The 20,859-nt window shown below is 43.8% G+C and carries 16 protein-coding genes; 8 read left to right on the forward strand and 8 right to left on the reverse strand.

Annotated features, from left to right (window positions below; genetic code table 11):
- Positions 1-27 precede the first annotated feature (27 nt).
- A complete protein-coding gene (locus tag K360_RS0109770; protein WP_024822971.1) occupies positions 28-1,242 on the reverse strand; it encodes a 2,3-bisphosphoglycerate-independent phosphoglycerate mutase in 1,215 nt (404 codons plus the stop codon).
- Between the two features lie 165 nt (positions 1,243-1,407).
- On the opposite strand from K360_RS0109770, the gene K360_RS0109775 reads away from it, so the two are divergent.
- Both K360_RS0109775 and K360_RS0109780 read left to right on the forward strand, forming a co-directional pair.
- On the forward strand, positions 1,408-2,619 hold the full coding sequence (locus K360_RS0109775; RefSeq protein ID WP_024822972.1) for a pyridoxal phosphate-dependent aminotransferase: 1,212 nt from the start codon (positions 1,408-1,410) through the stop codon (positions 2,617-2,619).
- Between the two features lie 118 nt (positions 2,620-2,737).
- Complete coding sequence (locus tag K360_RS0109780) at positions 2,738-4,858, forward strand: CDC48 family AAA ATPase (RefSeq protein WP_024822973.1); 2,121 nt, start codon at positions 2,738-2,740, stop codon at positions 4,856-4,858.
- Between the two features lie 71 nt (positions 4,859-4,929).
- On the opposite strand, the gene K360_RS0109785 is transcribed toward K360_RS0109780, so the two are convergent.
- Positions 4,930-6,891, reverse strand: a complete 1,962-nt coding sequence (locus K360_RS0109785) for a transglycosylase SLT domain-containing protein (RefSeq protein WP_024822974.1) — start codon at positions 6,889-6,891, stop codon at positions 4,930-4,932.
- A gap of 168 nt (positions 6,892-7,059) precedes the next feature.
- Between K360_RS0109785 and K360_RS0109790 the strand changes: the two genes are divergently transcribed.
- The 5 genes from K360_RS0109790 to K360_RS0109815 all read left to right on the forward strand — a co-directional run bounded on the left by K360_RS0109790 (position 7,060) and on the right by K360_RS0109815 (position 12,507).
- Positions 7,060-7,680, forward strand: a complete 621-nt coding sequence (locus K360_RS0109790) for a M48 family metallopeptidase (RefSeq protein WP_024822975.1) — start codon at positions 7,060-7,062, stop codon at positions 7,678-7,680.
- A 190-nt stretch (positions 7,681-7,870) separates the two neighbouring features.
- Positions 7,871-9,097, forward strand: coding sequence for an aminotransferase-like domain-containing protein (locus K360_RS0109795; RefSeq protein WP_024822976.1), 1,227 nt, complete (start codon positions 7,871-7,873; stop codon positions 9,095-9,097).
- Between the two features lie 100 nt (positions 9,098-9,197).
- Positions 9,198-10,403 (forward strand): aminotransferase-like domain-containing protein, encoded by a 1,206-nt coding sequence (locus tag K360_RS0109805; RefSeq protein WP_024822977.1) that lies wholly within the window; start codon positions 9,198-9,200, stop codon positions 10,401-10,403.
- 114 nt (positions 10,404-10,517) lie between these two features.
- Positions 10,518-11,885, forward strand: a complete 1,368-nt coding sequence (gene mnmE / locus K360_RS0109810; RefSeq protein WP_024822978.1) for a tRNA uridine-5-carboxymethylaminomethyl(34) synthesis GTPase MnmE — start codon at positions 10,518-10,520, stop codon at positions 11,883-11,885.
- A gap of 28 nt (positions 11,886-11,913) precedes the next feature.
- Positions 11,914-12,507: a nitroreductase family protein gene (locus K360_RS0109815; protein WP_024822979.1), complete on the forward strand. Its 594-nt coding sequence runs from the start codon at positions 11,914-11,916 to the stop codon at positions 12,505-12,507.
- 114 nt (positions 12,508-12,621) lie between these two features.
- Here K360_RS0109815 and K360_RS0109820 read toward each other — a convergent pair whose 3' ends face one another.
- The 5 genes from K360_RS0109820 to K360_RS0109840 all read right to left on the reverse strand — a co-directional run bounded on the left by K360_RS0109820 (position 12,622) and on the right by K360_RS0109840 (position 18,239).
- A complete protein-coding gene (locus tag K360_RS0109820; protein WP_051461168.1) occupies positions 12,622-13,002 on the reverse strand; it encodes a DUF6672 family protein in 381 nt (126 codons plus the stop codon).
- Between the two features lie 28 nt (positions 13,003-13,030).
- On the reverse strand, positions 13,031-14,137 hold the full coding sequence (locus K360_RS0109825; protein ID WP_414630721.1) for an ABC transporter permease: 1,107 nt from the start codon (positions 14,135-14,137) through the stop codon (positions 13,031-13,033).
- Positions 14,134-15,180 carry an ABC transporter permease subunit gene (locus K360_RS0109830; RefSeq protein WP_024822982.1) on the reverse strand — a complete coding sequence of 349 codons (1,047 nt, stop codon included), beginning with the start codon at positions 15,178-15,180 and terminating at the stop codon, positions 14,134-14,136. The genes K360_RS0109825 and K360_RS0109830 overlap by 4 nt, the downstream gene beginning before the upstream one ends.
- Positions 15,177-16,787 carry a sugar ABC transporter ATP-binding protein gene (locus tag K360_RS0109835; RefSeq protein ID WP_024822983.1) on the reverse strand — a complete coding sequence of 537 codons (1,611 nt, stop codon included), beginning with the start codon at positions 16,785-16,787 and terminating at the stop codon, positions 15,177-15,179. Before K360_RS0109835 ends, K360_RS0109830 begins: the two co-directional genes overlap by 4 nt.
- Positions 16,788-16,931: 144 nt before the next feature.
- The gene (locus tag K360_RS0109840; protein ID WP_024822984.1) at positions 16,932-18,239 is read right to left on the reverse strand and encodes a DUF3798 domain-containing protein; all 1,308 of its coding nucleotides are present in this window, start codon (positions 18,237-18,239) and stop codon (positions 16,932-16,934) included.
- A gap of 512 nt (positions 18,240-18,751) precedes the next feature.
- Here K360_RS0109840 and K360_RS0109850 point away from each other — a divergent pair.
- Positions 18,752-19,957 carry a CdaR family transcriptional regulator gene (locus tag K360_RS0109850; RefSeq protein ID WP_024822985.1) on the forward strand — a complete coding sequence of 402 codons (1,206 nt, stop codon included), beginning with the start codon at positions 18,752-18,754 and terminating at the stop codon, positions 19,955-19,957.
- Here K360_RS0109850 and K360_RS0109855 read toward each other — a convergent pair.
- Positions 19,939-20,832 carry a DMT family transporter gene (locus K360_RS0109855; RefSeq protein ID WP_024822986.1) on the reverse strand — a complete coding sequence of 298 codons (894 nt, stop codon included), beginning with the start codon at positions 20,830-20,832 and terminating at the stop codon, positions 19,939-19,941. The genes K360_RS0109850 and K360_RS0109855 overlap by 19 nt on opposite strands.
- Positions 20,833-20,859: the final 27 nt, after the last annotated feature.

The following is a 20,859-nucleotide window of genomic DNA, read 5'->3' on the forward strand; positions in this document are numbered from 1 at the left end:
ACAAACTCCTCCTATCCTGAAACTCAATCAAGCTCCATATTTTTCTAATTTCAAGCTGTGAGCTAACAATAATCCCATAAGTTTTTCTCCCGGCAAACGCCCCAGAGTTCCAGAGGCGCAGCTCCGCTCACCAAAGAACAACGCTCCACTTCGACGGGCATAAGGGCTCCAAAGCAAAACGGGAACATCATGCCATGAATGGCCGGCGAGGCGCGATGGCGTGCTATGGTCACCTGTAATTGCTAATACATCAGGTTTCAAGTCGAGGATTTTAGGAAGAAGTCTGTCTACCTCCTCTATCACCTTCACCTTTTCACCAAAGTTACCATCCTCTCCTCTACTATCTGTGTACTTCACATGGACATAGAAAAAATTATATTCTGACCAGTATCTGCCAACAGAATGGAAAAGCTCTTCCATTGTTTCTCCTGGCTCTCCAATATCCATGCCTACAAGACGAGCCAAACCTCGATACATGGGGTATGTGGCCAATGCTATTGGTTTTATCTTGTATAGTTCAGAAAGAGAGGGGAGATGAGGCGCAGAGGAAAAACCTCTTAGGAGGCACCCATTAGCAGGAGTCTCCGATTTTAATACTTCCCAAACACGGCGAATAAAACCATTGATAATTCTCTCTGTTTTCTTTGCCTCTTCATTTTGAGCTACGGCCCAGCGCATAGGGTGACCATCTTTTTGAGGATCTGCATCATGGACAGCTTCAGACAAGCCTTCACCTGAAAAAACAACTACAAAACGATGTTCTTTGCCCGGATAGAACGTTACTTTCACATCGTCAATAGAATGAATAGCCTGCTGAAGTTTTTTTATAATTTCCTCGCTTTTTTCCGTGGGAATGCGGCCAGCTCTACGATCCACAATAATATTTTTTTCATGATCCACTGTACAAAAATTCCCCCTGGCACAAACATCTCCAGCACCTACATGAGCTCCAACACCAAGAGCTTCGAGAATTCCCCGTCCAATTGACCACGTAAGAGGATCATACCCAAAAAGAGCCAAATGGCCTGGACCACTTCCTGGCGTAATTCCAACATCTACCATAGAAAGAAGTCCCATTTCACTTTCAGCCGCTAAACGGTTCATAAGAGGAGTAACAGCCTCTTCCAATTCTGTCGATCCCTCTTCTCCTGGAAGACCCCCAAGACCATCCATGACGAGCAAAAGAATTTTCTTTTCATTCTCTGTTGCCAACGATTGAAGCAGTTCTGCACGGGACACCACGCTAACACCTCCATGAGATCGGGCTTATTTATATATATTTCAAATTTTTCTTGCAATAATATATTATCCTAATGTTTGATAAAGCATTAACGTTTCCAGGCTCTTATGTTATGATTCAAAAAGATATTTTGCTTCATAATATACGCATAAGGGGGACGTTGTTATATGAAGTTTTCCAAAAGAATCACTTCCATGCAATCTTCTCCTATCAGAAGATTGATTCCGTACGCTGATGAAGCAAAGACCAAGGGCAAAAAGGTGTATCACCTCAACATAGGCCAACCCGATATAAAAACTCCTCCCTCTTTCCTCTCTGCGATTAAAAATTTCGCTCAAGAAGTTATTGCCTATTCTACCTCTCAAGGGAGCAACGAACTTCGCGACGCTATGAGAAAATACTATGAAAATTTCAATATTCATTTCGATCGGGATCATATTCTTGTCACTAACGGGGGCAGTGAAGCCATTATGTTCTCTATTATGGCTACGTGCGATCCTGGCGACGAAATTCTGATTCCTGAACCTTTCTACGCCAACTACAATGCCTTTTCACAATGCGTAAGTGTCAATGTGGTACCTATTACCACCAAAGCCGAGGAAGGATTTCACCTCCCGCCACGAGAGAAGATAGAGCCTCTTATCTCTCCTCGAACACGTTGTATTCTCATCTCAAATCCTGGGAACCCTACAGGAACTATCTATACTCTCGATGAGATGAAAATGCTAGCTGAGCTGGCCAAGAAACACAACTTGTTTATCATAGCTGACGAGGTCTACAGGGAGTTTGTTTATGATGGCCTTAAATATACCAGTTTTGGCAATCTCCCAGAAATAGAAGACAGGGTTATTATCGTCGATTCTGTATCGAAACGCTATAGTGCATGCGGAGCTCGCATTGGATGCATCGCTTCGAAAAACCTTGATCTTATGAAGGAAATATTAAAGCTTTGTCAGGGGAGACTCTGTGTCCCAACCCTTGAGCAAGTAGGTGCTACCGCCCTTTACAGTACCCCTGTCTCTTATCTGGAAGACGTGAACAAAGAGTATCAAACGAGGCGAGATACGCTATATAAAGCTCTAAAAGAAATGCCCGGCGTAGTATGCGAACAGCCAAAAGGGGCCTTTTATGTCATGGTAAAAATGCCAGTGGACGACGCTGAAAAATTCGTTATCTGGATGTTACAAAACTACGACATCAACGGGGAAACTATGATGGCAGCACCGGGAGAAGGATTTTATGCTACTCCCGGGCTTGGCAAGAATGAAGCCCGCCTCGCTTACGTATTAAATAATGAAGATATTGTAAAAGCTATGAACATTTTGAAAGGTGCCCTTGAGGCATATCCTGGCAAAATAGAATCAATAGCAGCTAAATAAGAGATAAAAAACGGTATCTTAAAAAATATAAAGGCCCTTTTCGGATAGTATTCCGGGAAGGGCCTTTATGATAGCATAGAGACTACCATCTAGAGAATTTGAAGGGAGCGTCATCCCAATGTCACTACGGGTCAAAGAGGCTTTAGCTAAAGATGTAGGTCATGGTATTGCGCGAATGGATCCTCAAGACATGAAAAAATATGGGCTCTCTGAGGGACAAATAGTTCTTATAGAAGGTAAACGCCAGACTCCTGTGAGAATTCTATCTTGCGATTCCAGTGATATGGGGCAACAGATCGTCCAGATTGACGGCATTATCCGGGAAAACGCCCATGTCGGTCTGGATGAAAAGATAAAAGTGCTTAAAACGGATCATCATTTTGCGGGAAGTATTGCCCTCCGCCCTCTTACCACTACTCCATTACTTGAGAAAGAACGTGACTCTATCTATCTTAGTTCACAGTTGGAAGGCCTCCCCGTCCTCAAAGGAGACAGAATCCGGGTAACACTTTTTGGGACAAGAACATGCGATTTTCTCGTATCAGACACAACGCCAGACAGTGTTGTGATTATTAGCACTGCTACATATGTTAATGTGGAAAAGCAATCTTCCTCCCTACAAAAGGCAAGCCGTATATCTTATGAGGATATAGGTGGGCTTGGTCCCCAGATTCAAAGAGTGCGAGAAATGATTGAGCTCCCCCTCCGTTTCCCCCAAGTTTTCGATAGGTTGGGAGTACAACCTCCTAAAGGTGTGCTGCTGTACGGGCCTCCAGGAACAGGGAAGACAGTGATCGCACGAGCTGTAGCCAATGAAACAGACGTCTATTTTACACATATTTCAGGCCCTGAAATTATTGGGAAATTCTATGGTGAAAGTGAGGAACGACTTCGCAATGTTTTTGACGAAGCTCAGGCTCATTCCCCCGCTATTATTTTTATAGATGAAATCGATGCTATCGCCCCAAAACGAGAGGAAATGGGGGGCGAAAAACAAGTAGAGAGGCGAGTCGTTGCTCAACTTCTTGCCTTAATGGACGGTCTTGAATCTCGTGGGCAAGTTATTGTGATTGGGGCTACCAATATTCCCAACACTCTTGATCCCGCATTGCGCAGGCCAGGACGTTTTGATAGGGAAATCGCCATCCCCATCCCGGACCGGAACGGTCGGCTTGAAATACTGCAAATTCACACTCGAGGCATGCCTCTGGCACAAGATGTAGATCTTCCCCGGCTTGCAGAAATTACTCATGGTTTTGTAGGAGCGGATTTAGAAGCTTTGGCAAAAGAAGCCGCTATGGCATCCCTTCGGCAACTCTTGCCAAGTATAGATTATGAAAAAGCTCAAATTCCCTATGACCTACTGCTCTCCATGAATGTCTCCATGGAAAATTTTCTCGATGCTCTGAAGGAAGTAGAGCCTTCTGCGATTCGAGAAATTTTTGTGGAGGTTCCAGATGTAACTTGGGACGATATTGGCGGACTCGATACGATTAAGGAAGAACTTATTGAAGCTGTACAATGGCCACTTAAATATAGTGAAATCTATGAAAAGTTTAACATAACGCCGCCACAAGGTATTTTGCTCTATGGCTCTTCCGGTACGGGGAAAACCCTCCTTGTTCGGGCGCTGGCCCATGAAAGTGGAGTTAACTTTATTCCCGTCAAAGGCCCCTCGCTCATGTCAAAGTATGTAGGTGAAAGCGAACGGGCTATTCGGGATGTTTTTAGAAAGGCCAAACAAGCCTCTCCGTCTATCCTCTATTTTGATGAAATTGAATCTCTCGTTCCCATACGAGGGCGAGACAGCGGTGCTGGTGCCAGCTTTACAGAACGCGTAATCAGCCAATTTCTGGCAGAAATGAGCGGCATAGAAGAATTAAAGGGCGTCACAGTTCTGGCCACAACAAATAGGATCGATCTTATCGACCCCGCTCTCCTTAGCAGTGGCCGTTTTGATGTGGTTTTAGAACTACCGTTACCAGACAGGGAAGCTAGAGGAAAAATTTTCAAAATCCACCTTCGCCAGAAACCTTTAGCAAAAGACGTAAAAATAGAAAAATTAGCAATACAAACGGAAGGCCACTCGGGAGGAGATATTGCTCTTCTTTGTAGGAAAGCCTCTGCTCTGGCCATTCGAGATTACCTAAAAAACAAGAAGCGGAAAGTTCCCCTTTTACAGAACAAACATTTTGAGGCAGCTTTTGTTTTCTTAAGAGATCATTTAGGGAAGAACTAGACAAGGAAAAGCGGCAGGATAAATACAAGAATATCTCGTTTTTATTCTGCCGCTTCAAACGTACGTAAAGCCTAATAAAGTACCCTATAGATAAATAGGTTCCCCATAACTTTTCTTACATAATTCCTTGTTTCATTGTAAGGAATATCTTCCATCCATTCATCAAAGGGGCGATCCTCTCCCTCTTTTATCCACTTCCCTACAGATCCACTTCCTGCATTATAAGCTGCTACCGCCCACTCCAATCGTCTGAAACGCTTCTGTAATCTAGCCAGGTGAGAAGCACCAAGCAAAATATTTGTCGCTGGATCCCATAAATCTGCATTTCCCATCTCCAGAAGCCGAGCCTCTTCTTGTCCTGTCGCAGGCATAAGCTGCATAAGACCGACAGCTCCCACCCAGCTATTCACATCAGCATCAAAGGCACTTTCCTGTCGCATAACAGCCCAAATAAGATTCCCCTCTACGCCAAAACGCTGAGAAGCAGACTCCACAAGATTTTTAAAGGGCCTAGGATAGAGAAAGCGTATCCCCTCTCGCGGCAGAGGTACGTTCTTGAGCAGCGTAGAGGACAAAGAAGAAACGGTGCTATAAGCACCGGCTTCATCTCCAAGCCATTCTGATAAAACTGCAGCTCTGTACATAGCGGAAGGAGTCCCTTCCTTCAATAAGCTCAGTTTGGCATAAAAAACAAAACCCCATTTTTCAAGAATACCCTGCGACCGATTGAGTTCAGAAGGGATCTCGTTACTAAAAGAGGGCCCTCCTGGAGAGGCGAGAGAACTATAAATAGAGAGAGGATATTCAGCGAGGAGTTGATAAAAACGTTCCTCAGCTTTATTCTTTTCCCCTACTTTTTCGTATCCACGAGCTGTCCAGTACAAAAGACGCTCTCTCCACACACCCTCGCCGCCCGATAGAAGCTGTTCCCATATTACAAGAGCATCTTCCGTCCTCTCTTTCTTCCAGGCTTCCCATGCTCGATCCCAAAGGATCGATCGCGCCCCTTCCGACGTAGGGTAACGTTCTATAAGTTCTAGTTCTAAGTTTTTCTTAACATCCCCGTCAGCGACAGTAAAAAGAGCAAATAGTGCTTTGGATCGAAATGGAACTGGGCCACTATCTGCAATACGACGTAATGAAGCTATAGCTTTTTCTTCTTCTGCCCGCCCTGCTAAAACACCAATTCGACGAATAGAGGATTCCGCATACCCCTTCCCATTCATAGCTAACCATTCCCATAAATCCAACGCCTCTTTATAGCGCTCCAGCCGATAGCAAGACATCGCTCGATAATAACGGGATTTTAACCCTTCTGCTGAATCTAGAGGAACAGATAAAAAAAGGGAGATAGCTTTCTTGTAATCCCCTTTTAAGTACGCTGCGTAACCGACAGCTCCAGCCACAGCTGCATTCCAAGGTTCCGGGCTCTTTTCTAGGACAGAAAAAGCTTTTTTGTTGAGAGGCTCAAAACGTACAAGCTGTAATCCATAAGCCACGTTATCACCTGGGAGGGAAAGAAGCTCGTTCAGAGTTTGGACTGTCTGAGCTTGGCTAGTGGAAAGCTTCAACATGGCTTCAAGCCAGCCCCTTTTCTCCTCATCTGTTGCTGTCAAGCGATACAGAGCATAAGCTACGTAATAGTTTAAGCCTTCCGGAGCCCTTGAGTAGAGAGAATGAGCCGCCTGTAATGCTTGAGCTATATTCCCCGTACGTTCGTGAGCCAAAACAATCATCATATCTCTATAAGGAATCAGCTCTTCAGGGAGCTCGCTTCCTATTCTCTGCAAAACATCTAAAGCTTCTTTCCAGCGTCCTTGAAGCCAAAAAGCATTTGCCACAAGAGAAAGCTCTCGCGGCGAAATCGTCTCTCCCTGCTGATAGAGGGAATCGAGTAACTTCCAATCTCTATTCCAAAAGGCTTGATCCAGAGAAGGTCTTTCTTCTGCGGAAAGGGCCAGTACTCCCGCTCCATTTACCAGTAAAAGGATTCCTAACACCATTGCCAGAGTTCGAAGATATCTCCTTGTCAAACTACTCTCCTCCTTCCACTCCGGAGTGTGGATATTCTATTATACAAGAATGATATATACTCTTGAAATTTTATAAATTACAAATAAGATCATTGTTTTTACTCTGGAGCCTCTGAATATTCTATGCTAGCATGAGTCTAGAAAAAATAGAGAGAAGGTGGCGAGATTATGTGTTGCTTCTTTAAAAAATTTGTACTCTTTCTTTTTGTTCTTTCTCTCTCAGCTGGAGCTGCAGAAGCTGCCCTATCTCCACAACAGCTTGAACGGGCATGGGAAAGAATATCTAAGGCTGCTGGGCTGGAAACAGCTCCTATTACTATAGAAAATAAAAAAGAACCCAATGCTTGGGTTCAATTTTCTGGAGATAATCGTTCCGTCCACGTTACATCAGGACTAATGAACCTTCTCGATACAGAAGATGAAATAGCTGGAATTCTCGGCCACGAGACGGGCCATATCAAGCTGAATCATTATGGAAGTACGGTAGGGCGCAATCTCCTCTGGACCCTTCTTTTCAAGAATATCAAAGGCTCCAGTGGCGAGATTCTTGCCAATCTTGGTGTCGGCCTTGCAGAATCTGGTTTTAGCCGAGAACAGGAAGTAGAAGCAGATGACTATGGGGTGGATCTGGCTGTTAAAGTTGGATATAGCCCTTGGGGGCTAGTTAAGGCCTTGGAAAAGATGCGTGATGCAGGGTATGCTACATCGCCCAGTGGCTTCAACTCCCATCCTCCTACAGAGCGGAGATTGCAACATATACGGGAAACCGCTTCAAAATACAGCAAATAAAAACTTCGCCTAAATGTATATTTTATTCTTCACTAAAGTGAGCATATTCTTGCTTTTTTCAATGTTATAATTGTCTTATCATGTCTTCTTTTTTCTTGTTTATATCAATGTAGTTTACAATTTATGGATTTTACGGCCTTGTTTTTAGATTTGTTTGACTTTCTATAACGCCAATGGGGAGGCGATATGTGTGAGCAAAATTTGGGAGGCAAATTTCAGTTACAATGCTGTGAACGTAAGGCCTTCGCCTATTAGAGAGATGCTTTCTGTTATCAAACAACCTGGTATGATTTCTTTTGCAGGAGGAATGCCTGCTCCAGAGATTTTCCCGATTGATGAGTTTTATGAAGGAGTCCACATTCTTAAAGATGATGGTAAAAATCTCCTTCAATATGGGACGACAGAGGGCTACCTCCCTTTGAAAGAATTTTTGGCAGAGTGGACCGCCCCGCGAATGGGGCGAGCTGTGTCTCCTACAGAAGAAATGATTATTACCACTGGATCCCAACAAGCTCTTGACCTTTTCTCTTGGGCCATGGTAGACAGAGGCGATTATGTCATCACCGAAGATCCTTCATACCTTGCTGCCCTCACTACTTTCTATAATCATGGAGCCCGCTTCATCGGCATTCCTACGGATAGGAACGGTATGCAAGTCGATCTGCTGCCGGAAGCCATAGAAAGAGCTCGTAAAGAAGGAAAGAATATAAAGTTCATTTACACTATCGTTAATTTCCATAATCCTGGCGGCTCTACCATGTCAATTGCAAGGCGGAAAAAGCTTGTGGAATTTTCTCATAAATACAATATACCTATCTTCGAAGACGACCCTTACGGTTATGTGCGTTATGACGGAGAACATCTCCCATCTATATTTTCTTTCGATAGTCAGGGAGGAGTTGTCTACGCTGGCTCTTTCTCCAAAATTCTATCGCCAGGCAGTCGTGTAGGATGGGTTGCCGGTTCCAAAGATATTATAAGGAAAATGACGGTGTTTAAACAGGCTACAGACCTGTGCACTAGCACCATTACCCAAGCGTTGGTAGCCGAATATTGCCGCAATGGCTATCTCGATAAACATTTACCCGTCATTATCGGTAACTACCGCGTTAAACGAGACGCTATGGACGAAAGCTTCAAGCGCCATCTCGATCCTTTAGGGGTATCGTGGGTTAAACCTGAAGGAGGATTCTTTTACTGGCTCCATTTCCCTGGGGTCAATACTCATGATCTCTTCAAAAAAGCTATCGAAAAGAAGGTAGCTTTCGTAGTTGGAGAACCTTTCTGCACAAACCCAGGAAGTGGAATTCATAACGCTCGACTGTGCTTCACATTCCCTACGCCAGAGGTAATAGAGGAAGGAGTTAAAAGGTTGGCGGTAGCAGTGCAAGAACTGGTTCAAACCGTTGAAGCATAGGAGTGTACTCCGCTGCTACCAGAAAAAAGAATAGATAAAAAGAGCCCGTGTGTAAAACATAACGGGCTCTTTTTGAACGACAAGGGAGGGAATTGCAAGCGTGGACAATTTTTGGGAACCTCTCTATAGTGAAGCAGCACAAAAAATAAAACCTTCTCCTATTCGTGACATCTTCCATATTATTAGAAAACCTGGCATGATCTCTTTCGCAGGTGGAATGCCCGACCCAGAAATTTTTCCAATAGAACAGTTTTATGAAGCCTCGTCCATTATCCGAAAGCATGGGAAAGATATTCTTCAATATGGGGTTACAGAAGGATATCCTCCCCTCAAGGAGTTTCTAATTCAATGGCTCGCCCCCCGTTTGGGACGCACAATCTCCATGGAAGAGATACTTATAACTTCTGGATCTATTCAAGCAACAGACCTTCTCACCCTCTCTACTATTAATCGTGGAGATTACGTTATTACAGAAGAGCCCACTTTTCTGGGAGCCACTATTGATATGTATAATCATGGAGCTCGTTTCCTTTGTGTCCCTTGTGATAACCACGGTATGGAAGTAGACAAACTACCTGAAATCATAGATAAAGCTCATGCAAAAGGGAACCGCATTAAATATATTTATACCATTCCCAACTTCAATAATCCTTCCGGTGTTACCATGAGCTTGGAGCGGCGTAAAAAACTGATAGCTATTGCTCAAAAATACAAAATAGCCATTCTGGAGGATGATCCTTACGGTTATATCCGTTTTGAGGGAGAAAATATACCCCCTCTCTATTCTCTTGATAAGACAGGCCTCGTCATCTATGCTGGATCTTTTTCAAAAATTCTTGCGCCAGGAACGCGAGTAGCGTGGTGTTGCGGCAATAAAGACATTATTAGAAAAATGGCAGTCTTTAAACAAGGAGTAGATACATGTACGAGCGTAGTGGCTCAGGCTCTCGTTTATGAATATTGCCGATTAGGATATTTAGAGTCCTTCCTGCCTCGAATTGTAGATCATTATAGAAAAAAACGGGATTACATGGAGGACGCATTGAACGTCCACCTACCTGAAGAGACCGCTTTTTTTCATACTCCAGCTGGTGGTTTCTTCTATTGGGTTGAAACCCCCTATATATCATCGAACGACCTCTTCGAAAAGGCACTAGAAAAAAATGTAGCCTTTGTAAAAGGAGAACCTTTCTATCCCAACGGAGGAGGGGCACATCACTTACGGCTTTGTTACACATTTCCTTCCCCAGATATGATCGATGAAGGGATACGTCGGCTCGGAGTGTCTGTGAGAGAGCTTTTATAGTACCTAAAGTGGAAGATTAAAAAAAGGGCTGCTTAACAAGAAGCAGCCCTTTTTGTTGTAATATACGTATAGAAAATATTATGATCGTTTAAAACGAAGGGAGGTTATGTAACTATGCCTGAAGAAACCATCGCTGCAATCTCTACTGCCTGGGGAGAGGCTGGTATTGCTATCGTGAGACTTTCTGGTCCAAACTCTAGAATTTTAGCAGATGAAGTAGTTCAAGGCCTCATTCCTTTAGCACAAACACCCCCTCGTTTTTTGCGAAATGGCTATCTCCTCGATGAAAAAGGAGTATGCATTGATCAGGTGCTTTATTCCTGGTTTAGGTCTCCAAAAAGCTACACTGGGGAAGAAATGGTAGAAATATCCACCCATGGAGGCACTTTGGTTGCTCAAAAATGTTTAGAGCACCTCATTAAAAAAGGAGCTCGCCTAGCCGAACCTGGAGAGTTTACAAAACGCGCTTTCCTCAATGGGAAAATTGACCTTTCGCAAGCAGAGGCTGTTCTCGGTATTATTCGTTCAAAAAGTGAAGAAGCTCTTAGGGCTGCAACCCGCACTCTTCGCGGAGAACTTTCCACCTTTGCCCATGATATCTACAACGAACTGCTCTCGCTCTCCGCAAGCGTTGAGGTTGGATTGGATTTCCCTGAAGAAGACCTTCCCTATATAGACCGTAACGACGCAGAATCAGGATTTTGGATGTTACGTCAGAGCTTGGAAGATCTATTGGATCGTTGCAACACAGGGTTACTCCTCAGAGAAGGAATACGAGTAGCCCTTGTAGGTCGTCCCAATGTAGGAAAATCGTCTCTTCTTAATGCTCTGTTGAAGGAATCTCGAGCGATAGTAACAGCCATTCCAGGAACTACGAGAGATCTCATCGAAGAAGTTCTTACATACCGAGGCATTCCGATACGTTTAGTAGATACAGCAGGGATCGGTGCGCCTACAGACGAAGTTGAAGCTATAGGAGTCGCTCGAGCAGAACAAGCGATGAAAGAGGCTGATATTCGGATCTGGGTTATCGATGGAAGCGAAGCCCTTACGTCTGTAGATCTGTCTTTGGCACAGAAAATTTCCGCTACTGACCATATTGTAGTCATAAACAAAGCCGATTTACCTATGGTTGTCACAGAAGAAATAATCAACGGTATTCTGCCGGAGAGCCCCGTATTTGTTATCTCTGCACAAAAAAAGGAGGGGTTGGAATCTCTCAAAGACGCTATTGTTGCACGTATTGCAGGAGGGGGAACATTAACCTCAGGCCTCAATGCTTCCTCGCGTCAAGTCGGAGAGATCCGAAAAGCCATAGATTCGCTTGCGCGCGGGATAGAGGCGTTAGAATCTAAACTGGGAGATGATGTAATAGCATTGTGTCTTTCTGAGTGTCGGCAAGCTATGGAGCGTCTTCTCGGTCTCTCTGTAGACGATGCTCTTCTGAACAAAATTTTTAATGAATTTTGTGTAGGAAAATAGATACGCCAGAGGAAAGGGGCAATAGATTATGAAGAAAAGCGCTTCCGCCAATTATCCTATACATGACTTGATTCGAGAACGTTGGAGTCCACGCTCTTTTACAGAAGAAATTCCGTCCAAAGATAAAATATTGTCGCTTTTTGAAGCGGCACGTTGGGCACCGTCATGTTATAACGATCAGCCTTGGTTTTTTCTTGTAGCTATAAAAAATAACCATGAGTCTTTTCGCAAGATGCTCTCGTGTCTAGCTGAACAAAATAGCATATGGGCTCAAAAAGCCCCTATTTTAATCATCGCTTTGGCTCGAACAACTTTTTCATTGAATGGAAAAACAAATCGCCATGCATATCATGACGTAGGAATGGCTATTCAAAATATTGCTCTGCAAGCAACCGCTCTCGGCCTGGCAGCTCATCCTATGGCGGGTTTCTCTTCCTCTCGCGTCAAAGAACTTTATAACGTGCCTGCAGATTTTGACCCCATTACTGCTATTGCAGTAGGATTCCCTGGTTCTCCTGACGCTTTGCCAGAGGAACTACGCCAGAAAGAGCTGGAAACACGATATAGAAAAAGTCTTCAGGATTTTGTTTTTGTAGATGAGTGGGGCAAATCTATATCATAAAGAACGAAAAGGTACGCTCCTCCAGGCTCCTATTGTTTTCCTCCAGCTGGGAATCCATATCATAAAAGATAAAAGGGCCTGGTTCTACATGAACCAGGCCCTAAAAAACACAAGTTACTGACGTTTCTGAATCCACTGTGGGTAATTTTCTCCAAGAGCAGGGATACTTAAAAGATCACCGGAATCTCGAGAAAGCTTAAACTTCTGTTCTACCTCTCTTATAATGTTTTTACCTTCATCTAAAATTTCTACACGAACTTTATGTGCCTTCCCTACTACAAAAACAGAATCTCTTCCCCCTGCCTTTAACATTACAGGTTCATCCACGCTGCTTATATACACTTTTACCCACGGATAGGGCTGAAAAGACTGCTCTCCAATCGTGATAGGCTTATTATCTACAAGCAACGTATATCCTTTCCCCACGTTATAAAGTAAGAAAGAAAAAAGCACCAGAATTACCATCAGCCCTACATTAACCGTTAATCGCCTCATTATTACGCCTCCCGTCTCTTCTCCGTCGTCAGGCATTGCCGCGTAAAGCTCGTCGCGCCCGCTCCCTATCACGGTGACGTCGCCACGAGTGAAGCACAAGGGCTATAGCGATGATTCCGTAAGAAACAAAAACACGGAAGTATTCTCCCAGCTGGGCTTCTCCTATAAGATATTTCCCTGCCATAGGAGAAACAACAAACATCAAATGGAAGAGTATAACCCCTATGAATACATTAGGAATTGTGGCCTTTGAAACGCTGGCTCCCCCAACAAGCAAAGCTGCGATGGCAAACATTCCCGCTTGTTCGTGGCTATTATACGTGTTCATCGTTCCAATGTTCTGAAGGAAAATAATCTGTCCATAACAGGCAAGAACGGTAGAAATAACAATAGATATAATTCTCGTTCGCTCCACAGGAATACCCGCCGAATCAGCAACTTCCATATCCTGCCCCACAGCTCGCATATCTTGCCCTAACTTTGTCTTTCGGAACCATACTACAAAGACACAGAAAAGGGCAATAACGATAAAAGTAGCCACGGGAATCGCAACCCCACCAATAGTAATAGGGATGAGATTATCGAGACATTTCCGAATGTTTTCTAGATTCGTAACGTTACGGATGCCAAAACCTCGAGACAGCACAAGATCAGGGCTTTTAATGGGAAATACGCTGCCAAACCCATAAAGAACGATAAGCTGATAGACCCCATTCATAAAAAACCCCAAAATAAAGGACGTAACCATTTCACGTCCTTTAGCCTTGTTGAGAATAACACCACACATCCACCCTAAAAATATAGCTAGAGGGGTGGAAATAATCATAGCCAGAAGCATTCCAGGCAACCCTACTACATTCCAGTCTGTAATGAGGATAAGGCCGATCTCGCCAGCCATAGCCCCAAGGACCATTCCGAAATTGAGGCCCATCCCTGCCATAATAGGAATGAGAAGGGAAAGGACAAGAAAGGAATCTCGAGCTAGCCGAACGAGCATTTCCTGCACAAGATATTGCGTGGAAAATCTCGAAATAGGGATAGCTACGGCGCTCAATACCAAGAATATTATTGGAACTGCGTTGCTAATAAGAAAATGAGAGAGGTCGTCTCGGAAAGACGATTTTTTTGTCATCATGATTTCATTTTCACCGCCCTCGTGAGAGCATACAGAATCATGCCGTTAGAAACAATGATTCGTATAACTTCCGACATGTCCGTCTCGATTAAACTATTAATAACCGATGGCGTCATTGTCAAAATACCCTGGAACAAAATTGTCCCAACAACCACGTTAAAGATAGAGGCCTTGTTCACCGATGCTCCCCCGATAAGAATGGCAGCCACTGCGGGGAAAGCCATATAAAAAGGCCCCATGTACAACTGAATAAACCCGAAACTCTGCTCATAAATAATAATCCCTACGGCTCCTAAGACAGTGGAGAGAACGACAGAGAGAGTTCTCATTTTATCTACATCCACCCCTGATGCTTTTGCATATTCCGGGTTTGATCCTACAGTGGTCATTGCTGTTCCAATCTTTGTTTTCATAAAGAGCCACATGAGAAAACACATGAGGGCAAAAAACAGAAGCATCCCCGTGGGGCAATAAAAGAATCTTCCGATTTTAAAAGCAAAAATATCGCTGATAGCCTTACTCCAAAAGCCATCGACAGAAATGGTGGTACGTAGCCCCGTTCCAGCATACCCCCACACCATGTTGGGGCTTTTATAAGGGAGCATTAGCCACATAATACACATGAAGGCCACAGAAGAGAAACCTACATACGTAGCTATCATCATCTCTCCGCCTTTAACTCTGTTAAGGAGCTGTCCATACAACCATCCTAAGACGGCCGCAATAGGAACAGCGATAACCATTGCTATCAAAATCCCCGGAAGCCCGGTAACTCCTATTTCAATACTGGTCACTGCACCTAGAAGGCCAGCAATAATTCCTAAGGGGAGGCCAAAGTTCAAGCCACACCCAGCCTGAACCATGGGAACCATGGCTAATACCATAACACCATTCATTCCAAAACGAACCAATGTATCGCTTATAGAAGCATCGACCCGAACTCTTACAAAGGGAGCGACAACAAAGAGGACCCCTAGGAATAAGGCTATTATTACCCGTGGCCATCCAGCTTTTTCGACAAAGCTTCGCAATGTATTCATCATGCTCCCACCTTCTCCGCACCATTTTGAATAGCACCAAGCATAAGCAAACCGAACTCGGTGGACGGGCTTGTCGCAGGACGGGTTCCTGCTATTTTCCCTTCATTGACAATCGCTATCCTATCGCAAATTGAACGAAGTTCTTCAAGCTCGGAAGAAATCATAACAATAGTCGTACCTTGTTTTTGATTATATTCACGAAGGGTATCGAGAACAACTCTCTTCGCCCCCACGTCAATACCCCGCGTAGGTTCAGATACGAAAAGCAATTTAGGATTTAAAGCAAAAGCCTTCGCTAAACATATCTTCTGCTGATTACCACCAGATAGTTCTTGAACTCGCTGATGTCCGCCTGTGCACTTAATATCCAGAGACTGAATATACTCTTCAGCACATTCCGCTATAGCCTTTTCATCTCGAATTTTAACAAGCCCTCCACATACTGGCTTCAAAAATTTGTTTTGTGTCTGAAGAGCTGTGAAAATAATGTTCCACGATATGGGTTCTTCCAGCAAAAGCCCCACACCGCGACGATCTTCTGATACAGAAGCTATTCCAAGAGAAAGGGGAGAGCGAGGATCATTCAAAACGATAGCCTGTCCACCAAAAGAGACTGAGCCACCAGAAGGATACATGCCCATAATGCCGTTAGCTATGCCAAGCTTCCCCTGACCTGCCAATCCTCCGATACCAAAAATTTCCCCTTCTTTAACTGTAAAAGAAACGTCTCGGACAGTCTCTCCAGGCATATCTACCCACAGATGCTCCACATGAAGAATATCTTTACTTAATGGTTTTTCCCTTTCTTGCCGAGCAAAAGCAGATTCAATGCTTCTCCCCACCATATGAGAGGCAATCTCCATTACATTCGTCTTTTCCGGAGTTGTTTCATGTACAACTTGGCCATCTCGCAAAATTATAATTTTATTGCAAACATCGATAACTTCATGCAATCTGTGAGAAATAAAGATTATAGCAATCCCCATAGACGACAACTTTTTCATTGATGCTAAAAGTATCTCTGCTTCCGATTCTGTCAAAACAGCGGTAGGTTCATCCAGCACTAAAAGCTGCGTCTTTTCTTTATCAATTTCTCTGGCTATTTCAGTGAATTGTTTATGCCCGACAGGCATTTCCGATACGAGAGTATCTGCATCTATAACTACATTGAGTTTTTCAATAGCTTTTACAGCTCGATCTTTCATTTTAGACGTATCAAGGGTCCGAAGACGCTCCCCAAAAGACTCCACAAGAACATTGTATTTTGTAGATTCTCTATTCAAAACAATATTTTCTGCGGTAGAAAAACCTGGGATCAGGGAAAATTCCTGATGTACCATGCCTATTCCTGCCTCTAAAGCGTCAAAAGGGCTTTTGAACTGAACTTCCTGGCCGTTAATACTAACTTTTCCCTCATAGCCTCCAGTTTCTTGAATAACCGGCATTCCAAATAATATATTCATGAGGGTGGATTTGCCGGCACCATTTTCTCCGACCAACCCCAAAATTTCCCCTTTTTCAAGGGTAAAACTAATATCCTTCAGAACTCTGTTACCAAAATACGCTTTACCGATGTTTTCCATTCTCAATAAGGGCTCAGATAAAGCCATTATAGTCACCTCTTCATACTCCAAGGCCCCTCTTACAGCAGGCCTTAGGCCTTATTTTCCCCTGCTCTTATAAACAGGAAAAAGGGGAGGAATAGGGACTTCCTCCCCTTTTAGGAAAGGCTTAAGTTATATTCACGGAGCCTACTATTTAATGGTGAAGTATTTTTCAGGAACAACGACATCGGTCATACCAAGATATCCAAGACCGAACACATAGGTATCCTGATAGACGAGCACGTGATTCTTCTTCTCTACGCCGGTAGCTACATCGGTATAAAGACTTCCGTTCCATTTAGCTCCTGGTGTATATTTTCCGTAGCAATCAAAAAGCTGCTCCACATTACCCACTTCTGATGTTTTCTCAATAACTCTCTTCGCAAACTCACCAAGAGCTGCGGTAGTGGTGTAACCATAAGAGTACGCCCATGTGCCCATTCTCTTGGCACCGCCCTTATCAGCAACAGCCTTCTCTACTCTTTCAAGGATTGCCGGCCAATCGCCTTTCACATCAGAAAGCTCGATGCCCAAAGCTCCGGGATACCCCATAAGAGGTGAAGGAAGGTCGGCCTCCACAAAATAGCCGCCCTCTTCAGCAATTCTCTTCAACAAAGGTTCGGTATGAGCGTCATTGGTGCAGAAGAAAGCCGTATCTTTTCCATATTTTTCAAGCCAAGCTGGAACCTTTTCAAGAATAAACTGCTGTGCTCCTGCTACGCCAACGTCGCTCGTGGGATCTGGAGCCGTCTCAAAATGGAAACCCATCCCTAGATCTTTACAAGCCTCTTCCATAATGTTACGACGACGGGAAAGGAGCTCATAGCTCATATGGCGCGGGAAGGAAATATGAACAAATTCTTTTGCTCCCATTTTCTGGGCTGCTGCAACAATCAAGTAGCCTCGAGCAATATTGTCACAGTTAATAACTAAGTCTGCGGCAGACTCGATAACACCTGGATCTTCGTGAGCTTCACCAGCAAAAAGAAGGATGTCAGGGCGTTTCTCACGCACTCTTCGGAAAGCTTCTGTGGTTCCTGGGATAGCCTGGTTCACCACGATGGCCTTCATCAATGGGTCGTCGGCAAGACCAGCTATCTGAGCAATAGTCGTTTCCATTTCTACCATGAAGTTATCAGGGTATGTAATATGCTGGATCATGCCACCGTCGCTGACGCTTCCGTACTCTTCAATAAGACGCTCAGCGCCACGAAGGTCATCTTCCGACTGAGAAACTGTACCTGTGCAAATACCGATATGGAACTTGGCAGCTTCAGCTGGTGCTTCTGACGTTTTCTCCGCTGGAGCTTCGGCTGGTTTCTCTGCCGGCTGTTCAGCCGGTTTTTCTGCTGCCTGCTGTTGAGGTGCAGGAGCCTGCTCCTGAGGTTTGTTGCCTACAACCATCCAACCTCCAACTGCAACAAGAAGAACAATAACCAAAATGACGAGTTTCTTCATTACCCTACCCCCCACTTAATAAGTATGAATCAACTTACTTGTTTGAAGAGTATCTCATTGCTATTTTATTGTCAATGCATAGAAAAGACAAGATAATTGTTTATTAGAGAGTTATTTCTTTACTAAGGTAAATAAAAAAATAAAAAATAAACGGGAGGACAGTTGCGTCCTCCCGTGGGAAAGGGGAATATATTTTAAAATGGCACGGCCAAGCCATTCAAAAAATATAAAACTCTATCTACAGCACTTCAGCCATACCCGCCATGAGAACAACAAAAAGAAACGCTGCTCCGGCACAGGCAGAGAGTATAACCCGGTTTTTCATAGTTCCTCGAACCTCCTTTAAGCTTGAGAGAAAATCCTTTTTAACTCTGGTTATAGTATAGATAAAAAAAGCACAAATATCTTGGGGTAAAAACACAGTAAAAGATATTATTTACTGCAAATTATTGTATTTTTAGACAAAACATGCTTAAATAAAAACAAAATTCCCGTAAGGGGGAACTATCAAAATGCTTGATAAAATAGCACAAAAATTAGCTTCATCCACAGCAGAATTAATCGGGATAGATATTATTATCACCGATGAAAAGGGGATGATTATCGGGGCAAGCGATCCCAGTCGGAGAGGCACTCTTCACGAGCCATCGCTAGAGGTCATTCGAACCGGACAAAACTCTATTCAACAGGAACAAGACGTACAACACTTACAAGGGGTAAAATCTGGGGTGACTCTTCCTATAGAATTCACAGGGAAACGGATAGGAACCATAGCCCTTGCAGGAGTTCCCTCAAAAGTAACTCCGTTTGGAATGCTCGTGAAGAAACACACGGAGCTTATCCTCAGCGAAAAAATGTTTTCTGAGGTTTTCTTCCTCCGAAGCAGGGCCATCCAGAGCCTTTTAGAACAAATAGCTGCTTTTGATCCAGAAAAAGATGATGAAACTTCTCTCTTGGCTACTGCGAGAGGCCTTGGTTTTGAACTGCAAATTCCGAGAATAGCTGTCACTATAGAACTTCTCGATGCCCGTGCCGTTACCTCTCAGGGATTAGAAATTGAAACCGTTCCTTACACACAAATGGACATTATGATGGCCATTCGAACTATTTTTAATCGCCCACAAGATATTTCTACGATGATGGATTCCGGTCGTTACGAAATCCTACGGGCAGCCAAGGCTCTACTCAATGAAAAAGAAGTTGTACAGAGAACCTGGAAGGAATGCGAAAAGCTGAAGAAACTCATGGAAGGGAAAGGACTGCATGTTGTAATAGGAATTGGTTCTTTAGCTCAAGATATATCATGCTTACCAGCGTCTCATCGTGATGGATGGAAGGCAGTTACCATTGGTAAAAACATCCACTATGGACCCAGTATATACTCTATCTCCGATTTGATGCTCGAAGATTTACTGACTACTGCGAGTCGAGATATAGCGAAGCGCTATCGGGAATCCATCCTGGCCCCTTTAAAAGCAACATCAGACAGCGTTGAACTTATAAACACGTTCCGCGTTTGGTGCGAACATCGTTTCAGCCCAAGTGGAGCTGCAAAAGCTCTTAGCATTCACAAAAATACCCTTAACTATAGAATCAATAAAATAGAGTCTATGTGCAATATCGACTCTCAGAATTTTCGCGAACTTTTATCTCTTTATATAGCTATCCTTATTAATGAACTTTCTGACCGAAACACCGATCAGCTTTCCTCTCGATAGTTCACAATTCCTACTCCTATAAGAACCAAACCCCCTCCTACAAGAGTAGAAAACGAAATAGGTTCGTCTAGGAAAAACGTAGCTACAGCCACTGCTACAATTGGATTAAGATAAAGAAAGGCACCTACCTCTGAGGCAGGAAGTTTTTTCAAAGCATCATACCAAAAAACATAGGCTATAGCTGAACAGAAAACACCTAAAAAAATGACGCTATACCAACCTGACTTATCAAGTATAAAAACCTCCTGGCTCCCCTGGAAAAAGAAGGGGACTGAACAAAAAATCCATCCGGAAAGAATCACATAAAACATGGCAAGACTTGAAGACATCCTCTGTAAAATCCTACGAGATAACACAGAAAAAAGAGCCCAGGTAAACGATGAGAGGAGGACCAATCTCTCCCCCAGATTACCTACATTCCCCCACCCGCTCCACAGAGAAGATAAATGCCCTTTAGACACGATAAAAAGGACACCGAAGGCAGCCAAAAATATTCCTCCTAACTGAATAGAAGAAAGTGCTTCCCGAAGAAAAAAGGCCCCCAATAAAGCGATAAGAATAGGAGTCCCGGCAATAATCAAACCAGAGATACCTGCCGCTGCCGTTCGAAGACCCAAAGATTGGATATAGTTATGAAGAAATACGCCAAGGAACCCCAAGAAACACAGCTCTACAACTTGCCGAAAAGAGAGCGGGTGGAACCCATGCTTCACCCACAAAATTCCCCCTAAAACCACGGCTCCTATACCAAAACGAAGCCATAAAAGAGTAAGAGGAGAAACCTGAGAAACCACCATTTTGATCGCCGTAAAAGAACCTCCCCAAAAAACAACTGCAAGCAGCGCCTCCAGTCTGGCTCCCGTTCGCTCCGTCACGTTACAACCTCCTCTAAAAACTGAGAG

The sequence above is a fragment of the Aminobacterium mobile DSM 12262 genome (assembly GCF_000526395.1).
Taxonomy (GTDB): domain Bacteria; phylum Synergistota; class Synergistia; order Synergistales; family Aminobacteriaceae; genus Aminobacterium; species Aminobacterium mobile.